Source organism: Blautia sp. SF-50 (assembly GCF_900101315.1).
Lineage (GTDB): Bacteria > Bacillota > Clostridia > Lachnospirales > Lachnospiraceae > Blautia_A > Blautia_A fusiformis.
Genome location: NZ_FMUW01000015.1, coordinates 20342 through 39584, shown reverse-complemented (window position 1 = coordinate 39584; position 19243 = coordinate 20342). Strand labels below are relative to the sequence as shown.

The following is a 19243-nucleotide window of genomic DNA, read 5'->3' as shown; positions in this document are numbered from 1 at the left end:
GAAGGAATTCATTCTGATCAAATGCTCTTATTTTATTTCTTTTTAACTCATTCAATGTTAAAAGTATAGTTTTTGTTTCTGTCTTCATTATCCTGCTGCTGAAGATAAAACATTGCCTTTTGAGTTTCAATCTCCGCTTTCAGTTCTTCTTTTGTCGGCAGGTATAATTTGTACTTGGAAGCAAATAATTGTTCATTGCCGTGCATAACAGAATAACGGGCAATATCATCGTCTGTATCGGAGCAAAGAACAATACCGATTGTTGGGTTATCGCCCTCGCTGCGTTTCAGTTCATCATACATACGGATATACATATCCATCTGTCCTACATCTTGATGTGTTATCTTCTCAGTTTTTAGGTCAATGAGGACAAAGCATTTCAGTATGTAATTGTAAAATACAAGGTCGATATAATAATCCTGCTTCTCCGTATGAATGTGCTGTTGCCTTGCCACAAAAGCATATCCCTTTCCAAGCTCCATCAAAAATTTCTGCAAATTGGAAAGAATACTTTTCTCAAGGTCACTCTCTGTAAAATCTGTATTCTGAGAAAAACCTAAGAACTCTGCAACTACCGGATTTTTGATGAACTCCAACTTATCATTCTGATACGGTGCTGTCAGTTCTTTCATTTCACTTTCTACAAGCTCTTTTTTCTGAGTCCCCAGCATACGGTAATAATACTGAGAAGAAATGTTCCTCTGCAAAGTACGGACACTCCAAGTTTGTTCTACGGCTTCTTTCTCATACCAGTCACGAGCTTCCTCATCTTTAACCTGTAATAACGCTGCATAATGTGACCAAGACAATAGTCCAACAGATTTTCCAGACGGTGTCTGGAAAATTTCAGGATAGGTCTTATAGAAAGAATAAAAGCTATATAGATTCGACTTTGTATAACCTTTTCCATATTCAGCCGATAATTCTTTTGCTAACTTTTTTATAATTTCAGCTCCATATTTTGCCCTATCCTCGCCCTGCAATTCTTCACTTGCAATTCTATAACCAAGGAGCCAATTTCTCTGTATCAGCGTTGTATTGACCGCCCGATATGCAGCCTTTTGTGAAGATTCAATAATCTCACACATATCCTTTAAGATGTCATCGGTTTTAACAAAATTATCCATAAAATTATTTTGACCGATTTTTTCTAATTTATTCTCCATAGCCATCGCTCCTTTGGATTTCATTTTCAAATTATTCGCTTTCCTGCATATCCTCATCAGATTTTGCAATCATCTGTCTGTACTGTTCCTTCACACTTTCCGGTGCAAGTATCTGTACCTTGCCATTAAAGCCAAACACCCAACCGAAAAAGGTAGGACTGGCTGATACTTCGGTCTGTACTCTGAAAGACGTCATATCATACGCAAGGGTTGTCACATCTTCTCCGAAGCGGTCAACCATTGTTTTCATCAGGCTGTTATCACACCGTAAATCCACCAAAACTTTCTCGCCTGAGAACATAAAGAAAACTTCCTTTGTGTAATTCTCAATATCAAAATCATCAGGCATAGGAATAGTGTCCTTATCCAGTATCTCCGGCTTAGAAGCAATACGGTCTACCCTGAAATTGATAACCTTGCTTTTCTTCTCAGAATATCCGAGAACATAATAATAGTCCCCACACCAGAGAAGTTTATACGGACTGAACTTATACACTTCGCCCTTATTCTTCAGAACCTTTTTCTTTAATCCGGTATAATCATAATACTGAAAAGAAATCTGCTTACCTGCATTGATGGCGTCATTTATAGCGTCGATGATATAATATATCTGTTCATTATCCGGCTTAATACGATTGACCACATAGTTATTACGCTTCAGCTTCGATGCCTGCCCTGGACTGGTCATCGTATGTATCTTCTCAATCAAAGTTTCGCTTTTCTTCTTTGTAATGAACTTTGATGACTCTACTGCGTCTATCAGCAATTTCAGTTCCGGCAATTCAAACTTACGACTGGCTACAAAGTATTTGCTCTGAGTAGAATGGATAGTAACAATGTCCATTCCAAACTCCTGAAGTGCTGCAATGTCTTTTGTGACCGTCGTTCTATGTGCAGATATTCCGTATTCCTCATTCAATATATTGATTAACTGTGTTGTGGAAAGAGGATTTTCTTCATCGGTTCTTTCCAGTAAAATCTTTTGTAAATATAAAATTCTTGGCTTTGTTTCCATAGCCCGTCCTTTCTAAATTTTCACAATACTTTATATGAAATATAACCATTCTCATTTTAATCAAAGTGGTAAATCCACTTTCATTGCATCTATATCTTCCATAATTTTTTCTTTGTAGAAATAAAATAGTCCCCAAAATTTTTCCTTGTTTTTCTCAAATTGTCCATATTCATTTCCAAAAATATCACGAATTACAAAAGGTAACACATAATCTGAAATCTGGGTATCCATTTTTATATGTTCCATTCCAATAGTATTTATAATTCTCGAATAATTTTCAGTAAACCAAATATTCTCTGTCCATTGCTTATTGCATCTAAATGCTTCAAACGACTTTTCAAAACACTTACGATAAATACTGCTTATATTATCTGCTAACTGAACCAATTCATTTTCTTTGCTATCAACAAAATTGATATGTATTTTATTATCTTCAAACGACTGATTATATTCTTCTTCGTACCCCATTAAGTTATCGTGATATATTTCTGTCTTGCTCATATCAACTCCGTGTAGATGTTTTAAGCTCAAAAGCGTTTCTCCTAATGCCGTCATATTCACAAAATTTACAGTATTTTTGCAGCTATACGCTTCGTAAGTCAACGGGAATTCTCCATAATCCTTATTTTCTAACATAAGCTTAGCAAATGCTATATACAAATTATAATCATTTCTATCCAGTTTTTCATAAGAAAAGGAAATAAGATATTCCAAAAATTCTTTTTTAGAATTATCGGTGTTTTCACATACTGCGGAACAATAATGTAAAAACAGTTCTTCTTTTTCTCCCGCCAAAGCACTTGCCATCATATAAAAAGTTAATGTTTCTTGCTGTTGAAATGGCACTCCAAAAATATATACTGAAATCAATGTTGCCAAGTAAAATATCTTATCATAATTACAAATAAAGAAATGCTTATCATCAAGCACATTTGTTATAAAATATTTTAGGGCTTCATTATTACGCTGAGTCATAAGCTCAGAACCTTTTATTTCTCCTGTAAATCCGAAACGATTCTTAAACTGTCTATACTTGTTCAGTATCTCTATTTCATCTTCTTTATCAGCAACAAAAACACTTCCCAATACAAAATGTCGTTGTCCATCATTAAACAATTGTCCATTTTTGTTTGGCATAATACAACCGGAATATCCAGACTCATCAAAAAATAATTTCAATATATTTCTCCTTATGCTAAACGATAATTTAGAGCAGCAACTTATGCTTTTATATGATTATTGGTTTACCCAATTTGATTTTCCTGATAACGACGGCAATCCTTATCAGACTTCCGGTGGAAAAATGGTTTGGAATGATACTTTGAAACGTAATATTCCTGAAAATTGGAAAGTTCAATCTGTAATTTCAAACTGTTTATCTTCCATAATAAAACCCGGAGTCGAAATCTTTAATACAAAAACATACCTAGCAACAGCCGATGTTAAAGGTACTTCTATCTCAACAGGAACTATTGTTGATTACGACGGTAGAGAAAGTCGTGCTAATATGCAACCAAGTATAAATTCTGTATGGTTTGCTAAAATGAAAAATAGTATTAAACATCTTTACCTAAACAAAGAAATGCAACCTATTATTTCAAGTTGTATTCTTTCAACAGGATTTTGCGGATTACAATGCAACGAAATCAGTTTTGAATATATTGCTTCTTATGTTTCAAATGCATATTTTGAAATTCATAAAGATATGCTTGCTCACGGAGCGACTCAAGAAGCTGTAAACAATGATGATTTGGCAGGCGTTCACATTATTATTCCTGAAGATACAGTTTTACGTGCTTATCACGAAGCTACTCAGGCTATATATGCACAAATAAGTAAAAATATTTGCGAAAATCAAGAACTTGTTAAACTTCGTGACTGGTTGCTGCCTATGTTAATGAACGGTCAGGCTACCATCAGTGATTGATGTGGTAAATTATCGTTTATCTTTTCATTTACAGTTATTTTTTTATCTATGCTTCTTAAAACCGTGGATATATTTTTTTGTATTTTCATATCTGGTAAATCAATAACTAACTGTTTTAATGTTTCCCCCGGCAAGTGTTTGATTGTTGTTTCTGTGAAGTGTCTTCTAAGTAAATCATTTTTCCCAGATAATAAAAACCAATAGTATAAATATTCAACATCTACCAAATTTGTATTAGGTCTTATTCTGTGCAATGCCTTTTGAATTTTCATATTTGGAAGTTCATCTCTCCAAATAGCACATCTACCCGGCTCGCCACCTTCACACATAATTAAGTCGCCATATTTTATGCCATATCTGTCATTTTCATTTGGCTCAAATCTCATCAAAGATAAATTGTTCAAATCAAATGACCCCCATCTAACATTTATGTTTGCAAGATATGGCTGATACTCCCCTTTATTTTTTTTACTATCAAGCATTTTCCCCAAACACGATTCGGTAATCTCGTCCATTCTATATTTCATAAACAATCTCCATTATCCAATATATTTTCTATGAGCCAATTTAACATTGCTCTGTTTAACCATTGCATACTGTAAAGTCGTATCTATTTTTCTATGTCCCAAAAGCTGCTGTAACTGTTCAATGGGCATTCCTTTATCTATTGCCATAGTCGCAAGAGTACGCCTAAATTTATGTGGATGTACCTTACTAAGACCTAATTGTTTTCCAAAATTTCGCAATCGCACTTCAATACCACCGATTTTTAATCTCTCATAAGGGACTTTTAATGACACAAACAATGCCGGATTATCGTCCTTGCGACTGTTCAAGTAATTCTGCAAATGTATTTTTGTTCTTGCATCAAAATATACTATTCGCTCCTTATCGCCTTTGCCGAAAACAACACATTCTCTTTCATTAAAATCTATATCCTCACGATTTAGTAACACCATTTCTCCGACACGCATACCCGTTGAAGCAAGCATATCAATCATTGCCAAGTCCCTGAGTTCTGTGCAATTATCTCTCATCAATTCAAGTGCTTCATCTGAATAGGTTTCCTTAATGTTCGTTCCGGTCTTAACCTTATGTATTCGCCTGACCGGACTTTTCAAAATATAATCCTCGTCCTCAAGCCAAGAGAAAAAACTGGAAAGTATTCGTCTTATATTATCTATCGTAACTTTACTGGATTTTTTCTTAGCTTGATACTCTGTCAAATAACAACGAATATCGTCGGTCACAATATATTTGATACCTTTTCCAATGCCATCAAGCATTGCCCGTATCGTTGCATTATAGTATTTCAAGGTTTTCTCAGAACAGCCTTCAATACGCTTTGCCGATAAGAAAGACTCTACTAAATTCTGTTCTGAAAGTTCCTTATCTTTTTCTGCCTTTGTTACCTCATAATCAAAAAGTGTATGTTGCAACACCTCTTGCAATCTTTCTGTCTGTGCGTTATTCAAGAAAGGTAACATTCCTTGAATAACATCTGTGATTAAGTTCTGTTTCATAGTCAATTCTCCTTTTATTTAACTTAGAGAACAACTATGGAGCGGTAGTCCCCTGATTTAACTCCTGCCACTCACAAGAGTTACGGGATATATTAAACGATAATTTACCGTATCAATCACTGATGGTAGCCTGACCGTTCATTAACATAGGTAAAAGCCAATCTCTAAGAGATGTTAGCTGTTGATTTTCTCTTGTATTTTCAGAAATAATATCAAACATCGGCATTACTTGACGGTTAAATCCTTCTAATTCCATTTTTTCAGGAATATAGATAGGTCTGTCTTTAAGTAAAGGCTTTTGCAAATGCTTCAGCCCTGTTCCTTGGAAGAATTTTTGGTCAAGTTCGGGCTTAATTGAAAATAACATTAAGTAGAGATAGTCTGACATTTCGGATTTTGCAGAAATGCTCCAAGTATCTGTTGAATAAGCTGCTTTACCAACATAAAATTTAACATCAGCGTTACCACCAGTATTTAAAAAGCAATTTCTACCATCAACAAATGGTTCGTTCCATTTCAAAATAGTTGCACCACTTGTAAAGAATGGATATTCGCCATTTGATGTTTTGGCTTCTCCGACCTGAATGGCTGACTTTTCTGCTTCGGTCAAAATATCTTTCAGTTTAGCATTAGGCTTTTTTGAGAAAAAAGTATGCATATAAATGTCATAAGCCATTGCTGATAAATTATCGTTTATCGCTTTATTATTGGCAATTTTTTCATCAATAGCCCATAACAAATTTGCAATTTTTTGTTGAGAAATTACATCGGGGATTTCAACCTCAACATCATAAATTTTTTCAGGCGATGTATGCTTTACCTTCGTACCTGATGAACTTCGTTCTAACTGCTCTCTTACACTTTTTGTCATAAAAAGATAATATGCAAATAATTTGTTCAAACGTTTTTCATCACAAGTAATCAGTCCTATTCGCTGATTATGCAAGTATTTATTATTTTCAGGAACTAACGCTGTACTTCCTAAAAGTCCCTCTGCCTGTTGTGTCATGGCAACTATCAAATCGCCTTTATGACACAAATATTCCTTTGGATAAGTTCCTGTATAGTAACGTTCTTTCCCATTATTAGGCTTGAATCCCCCTTTTTCAAAAAAATTCCCCGGAGTTAAAATACTTTGTTCTCCATCTTCCGCAAAATACTCTCCCTTAAAAGCCCACCCATGCTTTACTGATAGTATTTCTCCAAGTTTCATTCTATTCATACTTTACCTTCTTTAACTGTTCCATGATTTCCGTTTTCAGTTTGTCGCCCTCTGCAAAATATTCTTGCAGTTTCTCTGCATAGGCACTCATACGAGCATTAAACTCGTCCTGTGACAATTCAACATATTCGATTTTTACATCAAAATATTGTCCAGCCGCAAGTGAATACTTCTTTTCTTTGATTTCATCATATGTAACAGCAACTGAAAAATCATCAACGGCTTCTTTATTAAGGAATGTATCAACAATTTTATCAATCTCAAAATCACGAAGTCTGCGTTTCTGATTATTACCGTCCTTATATTCTTCTCCCAGTTTTGAAGCATCTATCAGTACAACCTTGTCTGTTTTTCTTGAATTATCAAAAAATAATACTGATACATTAGTTCCGGTATTAGCAAATACATTTGACGGCATACTAATACAGCCATAAACAATATGTTCGTCTACAATATGTTGTAGTATTTTCTTTTCTACACCCGATTTTGCAGTTATAAATCCGGTAGGAACTACAATCGCACCTTTTCCGGTTGATTTCAATGAATTAAGAACGTGCTGAATGAACAACGTATAAATTGCCATACTCTCTTTCTTCTTGGCTGGTACTTTCGGAACTCCCGCCCAAAAACGAACAGGCATTGCTGCTATACGTTCTCTTGTATCTGAGAAATCCATCTTAAAAGGCGGATTTGAAACTACATAATCAAAAGTTCTTAATTCCTGTCCATTATCACTCTTATGATATGGAGCAATCAGCGTATCTCCTTGAATTGCGTGGTCAAGAGAAGATACCAAGCTGTTTAGGATAAGATTAAGTTTTAACATTTTATTACTTCGCTGTGAAATATCCTGAGCAAAAATCGTACACTTATCTTCTCCAATTTTGTGAGCAAGAGCCATCAAAAGTGTTCCTGTTCCAGCAGATGGGTCATAACACTCAATGCTATGTAAATCAGTTGCATTACCAACAAGCAATCTTGCCATAATCGTTGCAATAGCGTGAGGAGTATAATATTCTGCATACTTACCACCGCCTGCGGTATTGTAATCTTTTATCAGATATTCAAATATATCCGCAAAGAAATCATAGTGCTTTTCAAATGCTTCTTCAAAAGAGAAATTTACTAACTTGTCAACCAACGCACGAGCAAAAGGTGCTCTTGCTGTATCGTCCGTCACATACTGTGTCAGCTTTTCAAAAAGCGGTATTTTTGTATTCTGAGCAGTCTGAGTTGAAAATATATCAATATTCTTATCTGCTATATCTGTCATAGTGCTGTCAAAGATTAAATCAAAATCGCCTTTTGCCTGCTGATTCCATAAGTTGGCAATAAGATGTTCCGGATTAAGTAATGGAATATCTGACGGTAAACTATCAAAAATATCCAAGCGGTCATCTTCTGACATTTCTGCATAAGCAAGTTCCCATTTTTCAGCATTTTTAAGAACCGGACTTACTTTTTTTACTTCATATCCGAATTTATCATTAAGGAACTTATAAAGGAAAACCTGTGTGATAATTTTATATTCGTTACCATCGTTTCCCATACCATAGGTCTGACAAGTTGCTTTTAAGGCATCTATCAACTCTATGGTTTTTTCTTTTATCGTCTTTATTTCTTCCATTGTGTTCTCCTTTATGCCACTGAATAAGTCTGGTTATACTGGTCAAGATACTGTTTTGTAATCCTGCTCTGTATAAATACTCTATCCTCACGAGCACTCGCTATTCCCAACTTATCAATGCCTGCTTTTATTTGTGTCATAACCGTTCTCTCAAAATATGCGTCTTTCTTCAATATATCATTTCTGTCATACACTTTCTGGTCAATATCAGACTTAATAGAAAGCAAAACATTCATAATAGACATATCATATTCTGAAACAATCGGCTGTTTATTTGCTGCTTTTCGAGCAAGATTTTCTTCCCTGATTCTTTTATGAACCCTTGCGAATTTCGCATCGCCATTATATTTTCTCAGCAGAACCGTGTTTTTCTTCTGCAATTCATCAAGCTTTTTCAGAATATCTTCCAATTCCTTTCCTTGCTCCTCAATCTCAGATACACTCTTAGGTTCAAAACCATGTTGCTTGAAGCGAAGCAAAAATGCTTCCTGCAAAGTAATAAACTCAGGATCATCAGGGTCGATATTCTGAGTAAAGGCACGAACAGTCTTTTTATACTTTTCTGTTACTGCGTCTTTACCACCGATGATTTTTAATTCTTCTTCACTGATTTTGCTGAAATTAAATGTAATATCCTCCATTGCTTCATTGACAAGCAATTTCGTGGTATCATCACTTGCAAAAAGTTCTTTCTGATTTATGTTATCAATATGATGTTGCACCTCTGAAATCAATGAAGGCAACTTTGTTAATTCCATTTTTGCAAATGTTTCCTTCAATTCATCATCGCCAAAGGTTCTTACCAAATTACAACAGTCACGAGCAGCAATAAGAATTTTTTTAAGTTTAAGCAATTCCTGCTTATCCTCAATCGTAGATATTTCCGAACTAAATTCTTCTGCATTATCTGTGGTGTAGTTAAAAAGAACCTGCTGCACTTCCTGCATTTGTTTAATGAGTTCTGCCGGGTCTTCAATAACCTGTTTGAATGTATCTGTTTCATTTCCCGCACCAACTTCATTCGGGTCATTAAAACGGTTCAGCTCTTTGAGGTATGCTTCATTTGTTTCCTCAAAATTCCTTTTTATATTTGCAAAATCAATGACATAACCATAATGGTTTTCTTTATACGGTCTGTTGACTCTTGTAATTGCCTGCAACAAATTATGGTCTTTCAATTTTCGACCAAAATACAGGCGTTTCAATCTTGGTGCATCAAATCCGGTAAGAAGCATATTGAAAACGATAAGAATATCAACTGTCATATTATTTTTGAAGTCATCAATAATCTTATCTCTTGTATCTTTGTCATCACTATCGTGAAGTATAAGTCCTGCTCGCAAATGACTTTTCATAGAAGCGTCTTTATTAAGTTCTGCTTGAATTTCATCAAAATACGCAAACAGCTTCCTTGCCTGCTCACTTGTTTCACAAATGACCATACCGCCGAGCGTATTATCTCCCTGAATTTGTCTAAATCTCTTTAGGTCAGAAATAATATATCTAAGCAACTCTTTGACATAGTTATCGTGTTCAACAATCTGACTTTTCTTTACGTCTTTCTTTTCTACCAAAGTTTCAAGTTTTTCGTAAATCTCAGAAAGTCGCTCTTTATACTGAGTTTCTATGTCCTCACGGATAATTTTCAGCGTATATCCATCTAAAATTGATTTGTCATAATAGTATGTATGAATATAATTACCAAAAACTCTCCAAGATTCTCTTTCTTCTTTCAAAAGCGGTGTTCCTGTCAACGCAATCTTTATTGCATTTTTATCTGCATCAAGAAGATTAGCCAAGAATGAGCCTTCTGGTTTATACCCTCTATGTGCTTCATCAATAATAAACACCCTCTGCAAATTCGTTGCATACGCAGGAAGGTCAACTTTTGACCTATCTTCAGCAAAACGCTGTATATTTACTACTGTAATTTCAGGTTTTCCCGTATTTCCCTCTTGTGCTTGATTGTTACGGAACTGCTCCATAAGTTCAGCACGGGAACTTGCCGTTTTCACAACCAATCCACGAGCTTCAAATTCTTCTGAAGCCTGTTTCAGCAAATCAAGGCGGTCAACAATGAAATAAAACTTTGCAACTTTATTTTGTTTGCTGAAATAGTCAGAAAGAACATAAGTAAGATAATACGAAAGGGCGGTCTTTCCACTACCTTGAGTATGCCATATAACACCTGAATTAACACCTTCATCAATCTTACTTCTTACTGTTAAGGCAGCAAACATCTGTTGATAACGCATTATATGTTTCTGCTCAATAAACTCTATCTTGCCATTTATTTCTTTATGAAAACGAACATAGGCAATTCCATATTTTAATATAAATAACAATCTTTCAGGACTGCACATAGATGTCAGTACTCGATTGGTCGGTGTATAGGTATCTAAATTTGTTTGATATTCCGGAGAAGTATGAATAACCTGACAATTAAAGTCAGTCAATATCTTCTTTTCAACAATCGGGTCAATATCCTTATATGGGAAATCTGCATTATAAGGTGCAATATCCAAATTTGTAGGATTTTCTTCTCTGAAACAGTTGAACGGTGCAGACTGTTTTGCCGTCGTACAATAGAATGCCCCCTGAACCGGAACAATACCACCCATAGTGTCATATTCCATATTATTAGAGAAAATCATCAACTGTGTAATATTCAAAAATCTCCTAAATTTTTTATTAGGAAATCTCTTTTGGTTCATTCTCTTGCTTTCTGCAACCATACCGCCGTGATTATTCGGCTTCTTTACTTCAACAAATACAAGTGGAAGTCCATTTACAAACAATGTAATATCAGGTCTAAATTCATCTTGGTCACGCTTACAAGTGAACTCGGCGGTAAAATGATATGTATTATTCTTTGGATTTTCAAAATCCACCAATCTAACAGGCGAAACAGACGATAAACGCTCGTAAAAACTGCGTCCTATATCATCATTATCTAATTCCTGCCTAATAGTTTTCAATGTCTGTTCCGCTTCTCCTGCGTGGGTAGGATTAAGCCGTGCGAACTGCTCCTTGAAAACGTTAATTAAGATATTGGTATCAGGGTCATATACTGTGCCTGCCATATCTTCAGTTATTTTCCCGAAATAGGTATAACCAAGGCGTGTCAAATGAACCATTGCTGGCATTTGAACACGGGTAGCTTCGTTAAACATATTTTTCTTACCACTTGCCGCCATCTTCAGACCTCCTCATATCATTCGTCTAATATGACTTCACATACATCGCCAATATCACAATGAAATACTTTGCAAATTCTCATAAGCACATCAAGGGATACTGTTTCATTCTTATTTAATTTTGTTGCAACAGACGATGAAATCTCCGCAGCACGCATTAAATCTTGTCTTTTCATTTGATTATCAATCATAAGTTTTTGAAGTTTGTTGTAGCTTATTCTCATCTGTAACGCTCCTTCGTATTCTCCGTTCCTTTTGGTTACAGTTACTCATTTGACATTATACTATGAATAATCTATTTTTTCAAGATATAGGGGTTTATTCGCAGCTCCTATCCAGCAAGGTGTCACTTTTTACAAACACCTAATACGACTCTTTTAAAGAATAATAAAAAAGAGATGCCGAAGCACCTCAATTATACATTCTATTATTAACATTCAATGCAATCATTGCTATGACTTTTTCTATCGGCGGCTCTTTTCCGTCCGGTGCAACTGCTTTCCAAAAAGCTATTGCTTCCGGTTCAGCACTTTTCATTGCTTCCCGAATGGCAAACTGCATTTCCTCTTTTACTACTTTTTCGGTTGTTCCATTTTCCTTTGCTATTTGTCTGAAAATGTCGTTCACTTCTACTTCCTCCTATATCTATTAGTATGTGTCTATCACTGACAGTTGTTGTTATAGCATATTTTCTCTGTCGAAGTCCCGAAAAATTTGTCGATAGCAGAAATTTTTTATGCTGAAAAAAAGAAAGCTCGCCGATTAGGACGAACTTCTGTGTTTTATGGAAGTATTTGCTTTGATTGCTTTACAAGTGTATCTATGACTTCATAAATTCTGTTTCTATCTTCAGGAGCAAGTTTTTCAAGCTTCTCATTCAGCATAGAGTTCTTGACTGTGTATCCCGTTTCCAGAACATCTGTAAGAACCATATCCGATGATACACCTAAAGCATTTACTATCTTTATGAAAGTTTCGAGTGACGGAATTTTCTCTCCACGCTCAACCATACCAATATAATTTGTTGTCAAATCTGTTTTCTCAGCCAAATCTTCTTGGCGTAATTTCCTCGCAAGTCGGAACTTTCTTATATTCTTGCCGATTGTATCGAGCTTCATCACATCACCTCCCTTAGTGTGTTTCCATAACTAATAGTATAGGTTAAGTTGATTTCAAATCACACGCACCCAAAGGAAGTCAAACCAACTATTAGTGATGATTCCCAACTATTTTTATGTTATACTATAAAAGTAGTAATTCACGATTGTTAATGGCGAAAGACAAATCACAACCCAAGAGCCAAGTTAAACAATCTCCATAGAATAAACTTAGGGGTAAAAAGGAATGGACGAACAAAAGATAATATTCAGTAATCGGTTTGAAAAAGAGAAATTTGAGGATTACAAAACAGATTTGGGAACTGGCAACGCAATCACTCCCGACTTTACGGAAGCTGATGATTTTTTGAAATTCATACAGAAGAACCGCAGAAGTGTTCCAAGTAAAGAACGAATTGCTGACAAGGACAAATTCATCAAGACCGTTTACGAGTTATCCAATAGCTTTGAAATTGATGCTGACCTGATAGAATTTGCCGAGGGATATATCGCCAACATCTATGTAGATTATGCCTGCTACACTGGATATATCAAGAAGCTGTTAGCAATTCTTTTTATCCTCGCCGATGATATTTCCTTTTTAGGCGGCAGTAAAGAAAATGCCGATATGCTTTTCAGCTTCACTTATCATACACACCATATTTTCCTGAATAACAGAGAAACAACCGATTTCTCATAATGTACCTGATGGCTACTCAACTGAGCAGCCATCTTTTCGATTTTCCAGACACCGTCTGGAATTTTTAATACGCCGGAATACCGTATCCATAGATATTGCTGCTTCCGACTGCGTACTGTCTTTGCTTGCAGGCGTCGCCTGAGTTACCCTCTACGGTATAAACTGTGCCGTTCTCACACTTCTCTACGATACCAACGTGGTCTGTTGTACCGTCGCCTTCCCAATCGAAGAAGATAATATCTCCTGCCTTTGGTTCATAAGTGCGGTCTTGCCATTTTCCATTTGACTTAAACCAGTTTGCACCGTCCACACAACCTGCAAATTTCGGAACAAGTCCACTTTCAATATATCCGCATTGGTCAGCACACCAAGATACGAAGCAGGCACACCATTCCACTCGGCTGTTAAAGCCATACCAGCTCCAGTAAGGTTGTCCGCCCTGATTGCCTACCTGCGTCAAGGCAACCTCAACAATCGCCTGATTACCTCCGGCAGTAAAGGCTCGCCCATACGGATAGTACCTCAGAACGTGAGCGACATACTGCGTATCTCCATAACTGCTCCACCCAAGTCTGGAAGCCTGCATTGTCGAAAATTCTACTGCATTGGCATAGGAATATCCACCATAATTGGTTTTTGCCCAAGAAATATACCCATTACCAAAGTTGTAGCCTTGCAGGGCAAGTTTGATATGCTCCATATCTATCGGGCTTTCCACCTCTGCCGAGGTAAGAGCCGCTTTCAATTCCTGAACACCACACTGGATAGAATATTCAGGGTCTTTAATTCCATTAGGTTCGTGCGGATACTTCGTATTGAAACTTCCTTCTGCTGCCTGCATAGGGTCAAGTCCTCTGCCGCCGCTTTCCTGCATCATAACCGCCTTGATAAGTTCTACATACTCAGGAATGCCGTACTCTTTTGCATACTTCTGTATGATGGGTTCATAGGCTTCTACCTCTGCACTTACCGGAGTATAGGAGTTACTGTCACTTCCTCCACCGAACATTGCTACGGCAGCACCGAACAACACGACAATCATAATAATCAACACCGCTATCCAACCTCCTGCGGCGATTGCTGCTACAAGTGCTTTTGTCCCTGCAATAATCGCTTTGACTGTCGCAACAGTAGCTTTCGCTGTCGCTTTGACGGTATCTGCTGTGGCTTTCGCCGCTTTCTTTGCCGTCTGAGCCGCTTTCTGTGTTGCTTTGGCTGTTGTTTTTGCTGTTTTCTGTGCTATAATGGCAGCTTCTTTTGTGGTCTTAATAGAAGTCTTTGCCGTTTGTTCTGCGGTCTTGACCGACCTCTGAACAGTATTGGTTGCACCTTTCGATACGGTCTTGACTGTCGTATTTCCTGCCGACCTTGCAGACTGTTTAATTGTTTTCTCTGTACGCTCCAGAGTTCGGATGCTCTGTTTTCCGACAGGATTGACCGATTGTTTTTGAAGCTGCTTCTCTGCACGCTTGGTCTTGAAATTCTCAATTCCCGTTTTAGCTTTCTGATAATTCTGTCTTGTTTCACGCACACCCCATCTGCCGACTTTATCCGCACGGTATGCTGTTTCGTGAACAGTCCTATCCGTTGCCGCTTCGATTTTATCGGAAGCATATTCCTCTGCGGAATTTTCCGAAGCATTGGTGGAATGTTCTGCCTTATCTTTCGTCATCACATAGGCTTTCTTCATTCGCTCCGTGGCAACTGCTGCCTTATTTATGGTCTTGATTGTACCTTTGCTTGTATCTCTTGTTTTTATATCAGCCATCGGTTTCCTCCTTTCTCGAAAAATAATAGAGAGTGGGGTTTAATCCACTCTCTTAGCGACAACAACAAGCCTGCCATTGTTTCTTGAATATTCACAAGTAGAAAGAGAAATCAGCTTGTCGCCATACTCTGTCGATACTCCGGTATCATACAGAGAAAGTTCCTTGCACTTAGCAACATACGCATCAAACTCTGCCGCATTTTCTGCGTCCGTAAACTCATAATACTTAAAGCTGTCGGAGCTGTTTGTATAAACAACCGTCTTAAAGACTGCAATCACTTCATACTGGTGTCTGTCCGTCAGTGTATCAAAGGTAATAGTCTTATGACCTTCCCAAAAGCTCTTGTTTCTGTACTTCATCAGTCCCGTAAACATAGAACCGTCATTCATATGGTGTCCGTAAATAATGATGTTGTCTGAAGGTTTCTGCACATCACAATTTTCCTGCACATACGGACAGCCATAAGCAGAATAGGTTTTATCAAACTTATGCTTCAGGTAGAAGTTCGGCTCATTTACAGACTGCACGACCGGATAGTTGATATTGGTATCCTCAACCTTTATCCACCCCACCATATCCTCATTCTGCCGATAGAGTTCAAGATATTCGGCAATATAATCCTTATCTTCCGAAAACGTCACGCCCTCATTTTCCTTTGGCGGCTCGTCCTCCACAATCTCCGCAAGGTTATCATAGACTTCATTCTGCTTGGCAGAATCAATATGATTGCGGATAATAAAGAAGGTGCTTACAGACAACACTACCGTAAGCACCACCGCAATAATAATATAGATTTTTCTGCTCATTTTCTCTTACCTTTCCATATCGTTTCTCTTAGGCGGGGTCAAATCCCTGCAATACTCCGGATACCTCAACTTGATACCCTCCATAAAATACGGAGCATATCCGCAACAGAACAGTTCCTCCGGTGTATAGAGGTTTTCCCTGCCTTCTTCCGTAAATCCATTCCAGAGATTAAAGGCAAGGTGGCAGACCTTGACTGTTCCACTTGTCTGCCAACCGCCGTGCATACCTTCCGGTATGATGCAATCCCTCTTAAAATCAAACATCTTTCCGATGTTCATTCTCGTTTCTTCTGAAATACCCATCACATAGAAAAATGCTCTGTGATAGCAGTCGTTGACTTTGCACTTATCCAGATTTTCCAAAACAAAATCTCTGTGTGCAGCATTGCGAAATTGAATCTTAGACATTGTAAATCCCTCCTTATGCTTCGCCCGGCTTGGTCGTCATCAGTTTATAAAGTTTCGTGTTCTTAGGGAATTTGTTTGCAAACGGTACAAGCGAACTTCCCACCTTGATAAGTCCGTGTCCTGCTTCCACATTCGTGATATAGGACATCTGAAGGTCGGAAATATTCAGAAGTTTTGCAAGCTCAAGCCTGTCTGTGGAAGCCTGATTCAGCATAATGATAAACTCTGAGTTTGCAAGCATTGTTCTTGCTGTGTGACTCTGCAAAAGGTCATCGACATTCTGGGTAATTCCGCTTGCGTATGCAGAGTATTTCCTCACACGCTTCCACAAGGTAAAGAGGAAATTTGCAGAGTATTCGTGCTGGAACAGAAGATAAATCTCATCAATAAAGATAAAGGTATTCTTACCCTTTGCACGGTTCTGTGTGATACGATTCAAAATAGAGTCAAGGACAACAAGCATACCTATCGGCATAAGCTGTTTACCCAAATCAAGAATGTCATAGCAGATAAGGCGATTGTTAGTATCCACATTCGTCTGCTTTGCAAAGGTGTTCAGAGAACCGTGTGTAAAAAGCTCAATAGCAAGTGCCAGTTCCTTTGCTTCCGGTTCGTCCTGCTGCAAAAGTTCTGCCCTGAAATCCTGCAAGGTCGGTATATGTCCCTGATAATCATTCTGCTGATAACTGCGGTACACGCTTGCCGTACAGCGGTCAATGATAGACTTCTGCTTTGCTCCAAGATTTGTTCCTCCGATAAGCTGTTCACAAAGGGACATAATGAACTCAGATTTCAGAATGACAGGGTTTGCACCGTCGCCGTAATCCTTATTCATATCCATTGCATTGATATGATTATCGGAAGTAGCAGAAATATTGATGACCTCTCCGCCCATCGCATTGACAAGTCGTGAATACTCTCGTTCAGGGTCGATGATGATAACATCTGCATCCGAAGAAAGAACCTGATTGATGATTTCTCCCTTTGCTGCAAATGACTTACCGCCACCGGATACACCGAGAATAAAGGAATTACCATTCAAAAGCTGCTTACGGTCTGCGATAATCATATTTTTGCTGATAACATTCTGACCGTAATAGATACCGTTTTCGTGGAAAATATCCTGCACCCTGAATGGGATAAATACTGAAAGGCTCTCTGTTGTAAGTGTTCTGAACGCATCAATCTTTCTTGTTCCAAACGGCATTACCGTATTGAGTCCATCTACCTGCTGAAATCTCAGTGTTGCAAACTGGCAAAGATGTTTTCTTGCCGTGGTAAGCAATGCTTCCGTATCATTCTCAAGCTGTTCTTTGCTGTCTGCTGTAATAACCATCGTGATAACAGCGAACATCATTCTCTGGTCACGGGTTGTAAGGTCATCGAGGAACTCTTTCATTTCTTTCTTCTGCTGCTCCATATCATACGGAACAGTTGCAGAGAAGTTATTATTGGCATTCTGCCTACGCTGCCAGTTCGTGATATTGGTTTCCACACCAAGCAGACGGTTCTCTGCTTCCTTTACTGCTTCATCAGTCGGAACGGGAACAATATCAATGGACATCATCAGATTTCTGTTCATATCCGTAAGTTCCGCTACCATACTGTCCTTGATATAGGACGCATATTCACGAAGAAAAAGGACTCTTCCATAACGGTTTCCCATCTTGAAATAGTCCTTTTCAAATTCCATTGTGTCAGGGCAGATATAATCCTTAAAATCGTGTCCTTTTTTTCTTGTTTCCTTAATATCAAAATGAAAAGAACTTTCCTCTCCCACACGATAAAAGTCATGGAAAATACGAAGTCTTTCGTCTGTTTCCAGTTCCACGCATTTACTTCCGAGCCTGCCAAAATGAGCAATCAAATCTGCACCGACACGGGCAAAATAAGTTCTTGCGTCCTCCACACTCTTTTTGTTGATGGAAATGGTAATATACTTATCCTGAACAATGGAGTTTGCACCCGTTGCCTTATCAAGAAGCATTTTGTTGTATTCCTCTCGATACTCGTCCAGATTATCTCCGGTTGTCGGAATAAGGATTGTCTGCTCAAAATCCAGTCTGTTGAGCCGACGGTTATTGATTGTAATTTTTGTCGTTGCACCACTGTCAAGGGAGTTCAGAAGTTCGGAATATTCAAGGAACATCGCTTCCTTATCCTCACGGCTTGCCACCGCATAGTTAATATCTGTAAAACGATAAGTCTTTGAATATTTATCCTTTCCCACTTTGAAAATGCCATCATCAAAGATAGCTGCTACGGGAATCACGTCCTGCACACCTTTCGGTACAACAAATTTTTCTTTATCCTGCTTAAACAGGTTCATAAGAGTCTTAATCATTTGACTTCAATACCTCCTTCTGCTTCTGTTCAATGCTTGGCTTCATCAGTTCGTAATACACATTGGTGGAATGAAATACCAACTTCTTCGGCATTAAAAACTCCGATTTTATCCACGCATAGATTGCTTTTTCTGCGGTCATACCGTTGTACTTCACAAAGCCAAGTGCCGCAAACGGGGCAGCACCCAAAATGCACACCCACGATACGGTTTCCGTGCCAACATACGGTCTAAGCAAGAAATACAGTCCTACCGCAACGCCACAAGCGAGAACAGAAAAAATAAACTGTCTGAGCGACAGTCCAAAAAACATTGACTCTGTATAATTTCTGATTTCTCGGTTAATTTTTACTTCCATATCTGTTTCCTTTCCTGCGGTTTCGGTCTTTCTCCCTCACGCATTTATCATTCAGGCAAAAGACTTTGCCTTTCCGTTTACCGC

Annotated in this window: 18 protein-coding genes; 2 read left to right on the top strand and 16 right to left on the bottom strand. The window is 37.8% G+C overall.

Annotated elements, in window-relative coordinates:
• Positions 1-47: 47 nt before the first annotated feature.
• Genes BLP57_RS10600 through BLP57_RS10590 form a run of 3 tightly spaced genes read right to left on the bottom strand, consistent with a single transcriptional unit; the run spans position 48 to position 3360 of the window.
• Positions 48-1190: a PDDEXK nuclease domain-containing protein gene (locus BLP57_RS10600; protein WP_242872611.1), complete on the bottom strand. Its 1143-nt coding sequence runs from the start codon at positions 1188-1190 to the stop codon at positions 48-50.
• A gap of 7 nt (positions 1191-1197) precedes the next feature.
• Positions 1198-2181, bottom strand: a complete 984-nt coding sequence (locus BLP57_RS10595; RefSeq protein WP_092071568.1) for a helix-turn-helix transcriptional regulator — start codon at positions 2179-2181, stop codon at positions 1198-1200.
• 60 nt (positions 2182-2241) lie between these two features.
• Positions 2242-3360 carry a DUF3800 domain-containing protein gene (locus BLP57_RS10590; RefSeq protein WP_092071565.1) on the bottom strand — a complete coding sequence of 373 codons (1119 nt, stop codon included), beginning with the start codon at positions 3358-3360 and terminating at the stop codon, positions 2242-2244.
• A 13-nt stretch (positions 3361-3373) separates the two neighbouring features.
• Between BLP57_RS10590 and BLP57_RS18285 the strand changes: the two genes are divergently transcribed.
• Positions 3374-4108 carry a hypothetical protein gene (locus BLP57_RS18285; protein WP_242872610.1) on the top strand — a complete coding sequence of 245 codons (735 nt, stop codon included), beginning with the start codon at positions 3374-3376 and terminating at the stop codon, positions 4106-4108.
• Here the strand turns inward: BLP57_RS18285 and BLP57_RS10580 are convergent.
• The 8 genes from BLP57_RS10580 to BLP57_RS10545 all read right to left on the bottom strand — a co-directional run bounded on the left by BLP57_RS10580 (position 4087) and on the right by BLP57_RS10545 (position 12795).
• On the bottom strand, positions 4087-4635 hold the full coding sequence (locus BLP57_RS10580) for a restriction endonuclease subunit S (RefSeq protein ID WP_092071562.1): 549 nt from the start codon (positions 4633-4635) through the stop codon (positions 4087-4089). The two genes, BLP57_RS18285 and BLP57_RS10580, sit on opposite strands and share 22 nt — an antisense overlap.
• A gap of 12 nt (positions 4636-4647) precedes the next feature.
• Complete coding sequence (xerA, locus tag BLP57_RS10575; RefSeq protein ID WP_092071559.1) at positions 4648-5631, bottom strand: site-specific tyrosine recombinase/integron integrase; 984 nt, start codon at positions 5629-5631, stop codon at positions 4648-4650.
• 112 nt (positions 5632-5743) lie between these two features.
• A complete protein-coding gene (locus tag BLP57_RS17845; protein ID WP_175442976.1) occupies positions 5744-6853 on the bottom strand; it encodes a restriction endonuclease subunit S in 1110 nt (369 codons plus the stop codon).
• Entirely contained in the window at positions 6846-8480 is a 1635-nt protein-coding gene (locus BLP57_RS10565; RefSeq protein ID WP_207646705.1) for an HsdM family class I SAM-dependent methyltransferase, read from the bottom strand. The genes BLP57_RS17845 and BLP57_RS10565 overlap by 8 nt, the downstream gene beginning before the upstream one ends.
• An 11-nt stretch (positions 8481-8491) precedes the next feature.
• Positions 8492-11677 (bottom strand): type I restriction endonuclease subunit R, encoded by a 3186-nt coding sequence (locus BLP57_RS10560; protein ID WP_175442975.1) that lies wholly within the window; start codon positions 11675-11677, stop codon positions 8492-8494.
• 17 nt (positions 11678-11694) lie between these two features.
• Positions 11695-11901 carry a helix-turn-helix domain-containing protein gene (locus BLP57_RS10555; protein ID WP_008789334.1) on the bottom strand — a complete coding sequence of 69 codons (207 nt, stop codon included), beginning with the start codon at positions 11899-11901 and terminating at the stop codon, positions 11695-11697.
• A gap of 187 nt (positions 11902-12088) precedes the next feature.
• Positions 12089-12304, bottom strand: coding sequence for a hypothetical protein (locus tag BLP57_RS10550; protein ID WP_092071555.1), 216 nt, complete (start codon positions 12302-12304; stop codon positions 12089-12091).
• Between the two features lie 155 nt (positions 12305-12459).
• Positions 12460-12795, bottom strand: coding sequence for a helix-turn-helix domain-containing protein (locus tag BLP57_RS10545; RefSeq protein ID WP_002594686.1), 336 nt, complete (start codon positions 12793-12795; stop codon positions 12460-12462).
• 226 nt (positions 12796-13021) lie between these two features.
• Here BLP57_RS10545 and BLP57_RS10540 point away from each other — a divergent pair, with 226 nt between their 5' ends.
• Entirely contained in the window at positions 13022-13474 is a 453-nt protein-coding gene (locus BLP57_RS10540) for a hypothetical protein (protein WP_092071551.1), read from the top strand.
• 64 nt (positions 13475-13538) lie between these two features.
• Here BLP57_RS10540 and BLP57_RS10535 read toward each other — a convergent pair whose 3' ends face one another.
• Genes BLP57_RS10535 through BLP57_RS10515 form a run of 5 tightly spaced genes read right to left on the bottom strand, consistent with a single transcriptional unit; the run spans position 13539 to position 19159 of the window.
• On the bottom strand, positions 13539-15242 hold the full coding sequence (locus BLP57_RS10535) for a lysozyme family protein (protein ID WP_002594684.1): 1704 nt from the start codon (positions 15240-15242) through the stop codon (positions 13539-13541).
• A gap of 39 nt (positions 15243-15281) precedes the next feature.
• On the bottom strand, positions 15282-16049 hold the full coding sequence (gene srtB / locus BLP57_RS10530; RefSeq protein WP_092071549.1) for a class B sortase: 768 nt from the start codon (positions 16047-16049) through the stop codon (positions 15282-15284).
• Between the two features lie 6 nt (positions 16050-16055).
• Complete coding sequence (locus tag BLP57_RS10525; RefSeq protein ID WP_002594682.1) at positions 16056-16457, bottom strand: DUF6075 family protein; 402 nt, start codon at positions 16455-16457, stop codon at positions 16056-16058.
• Between the two features lie 13 nt (positions 16458-16470).
• Positions 16471-18801, bottom strand: coding sequence for a VirB4-like conjugal transfer ATPase, CD1110 family (locus BLP57_RS10520; RefSeq protein ID WP_092071546.1), 2331 nt, complete (start codon positions 18799-18801; stop codon positions 16471-16473).
• Entirely contained in the window at positions 18794-19159 is a 366-nt protein-coding gene (locus tag BLP57_RS10515) for a PrgI family protein (protein ID WP_023920514.1), read from the bottom strand. The genes BLP57_RS10520 and BLP57_RS10515 overlap by 8 nt, the downstream gene beginning before the upstream one ends.
• Positions 19160-19243 lie beyond the last annotated feature (84 nt).

Bases quoted from the DNA above. Each gene is read 5' to 3' on its own strand.
- BLP57_RS10600 (WP_242872611.1), bottom strand. From the start codon at position 1,190: ATGAAATCCAAAGGAGCGATGGCTATGGAGAATAAATTAGAAAAAATC.
- BLP57_RS10595 (WP_092071568.1), bottom strand. From the start codon at position 2,181: ATGGAAACAAAGCCAAGAATTTTATATTTACAAAAGATTTTACTGGAA.
- BLP57_RS18285 (WP_242872610.1), top strand. From the start codon at position 3,374: ATGCTAAACGATAATTTAGAGCAGCAACTTATGCTTTTATATGATTAT.
- BLP57_RS10580 (WP_092071562.1), bottom strand. From the start codon at position 4,635: ATGAAATATAGAATGGACGAGATTACCGAATCGTGTTTGGGGAAAATG.
- xerA (WP_092071559.1), bottom strand. From the start codon at position 5,631: ATGAAACAGAACTTAATCACAGATGTTATTCAAGGAATGTTACCTTTC.
- BLP57_RS17845 (WP_175442976.1), bottom strand. From the start codon at position 6,853: ATGAATAGAATGAAACTTGGAGAAATACTATCAGTAAAGCATGGGTGG.
- BLP57_RS10565 (WP_207646705.1), bottom strand. From the start codon at position 8,480: ATGGAAGAAATAAAGACGATAAAAGAAAAAACCATAGAGTTGATAGAT.
- BLP57_RS10560 (WP_175442975.1), bottom strand. From the start codon at position 11,677: ATGGCGGCAAGTGGTAAGAAAAATATGTTTAACGAAGCTACCCGTGTT.
- BLP57_RS10555 (WP_008789334.1), bottom strand. From the start codon at position 11,901: ATGAGAATAAGCTACAACAAACTTCAAAAACTTATGATTGATAATCAA.
- BLP57_RS10545 (WP_002594686.1), bottom strand. From the start codon at position 12,795: ATGAAGCTCGATACAATCGGCAAGAATATAAGAAAGTTCCGACTTGCG.
- BLP57_RS10540 (WP_092071551.1), top strand. From the start codon at position 13,022: ATGGACGAACAAAAGATAATATTCAGTAATCGGTTTGAAAAAGAGAAA.
- BLP57_RS10535 (WP_002594684.1), bottom strand. From the start codon at position 15,242: ATGGCTGATATAAAAACAAGAGATACAAGCAAAGGTACAATCAAGACC.
- srtB (WP_092071549.1), bottom strand. From the start codon at position 16,049: ATGAGCAGAAAAATCTATATTATTATTGCGGTGGTGCTTACGGTAGTG.
- BLP57_RS10525 (WP_002594682.1), bottom strand. From the start codon at position 16,457: ATGTCTAAGATTCAATTTCGCAATGCTGCACACAGAGATTTTGTTTTG.
- BLP57_RS10520 (WP_092071546.1), bottom strand. From the start codon at position 18,801: ATGATTAAGACTCTTATGAACCTGTTTAAGCAGGATAAAGAAAAATTT.
- BLP57_RS10515 (WP_023920514.1), bottom strand. From the start codon at position 19,159: ATGGAAGTAAAAATTAACCGAGAAATCAGAAATTATACAGAGTCAATG.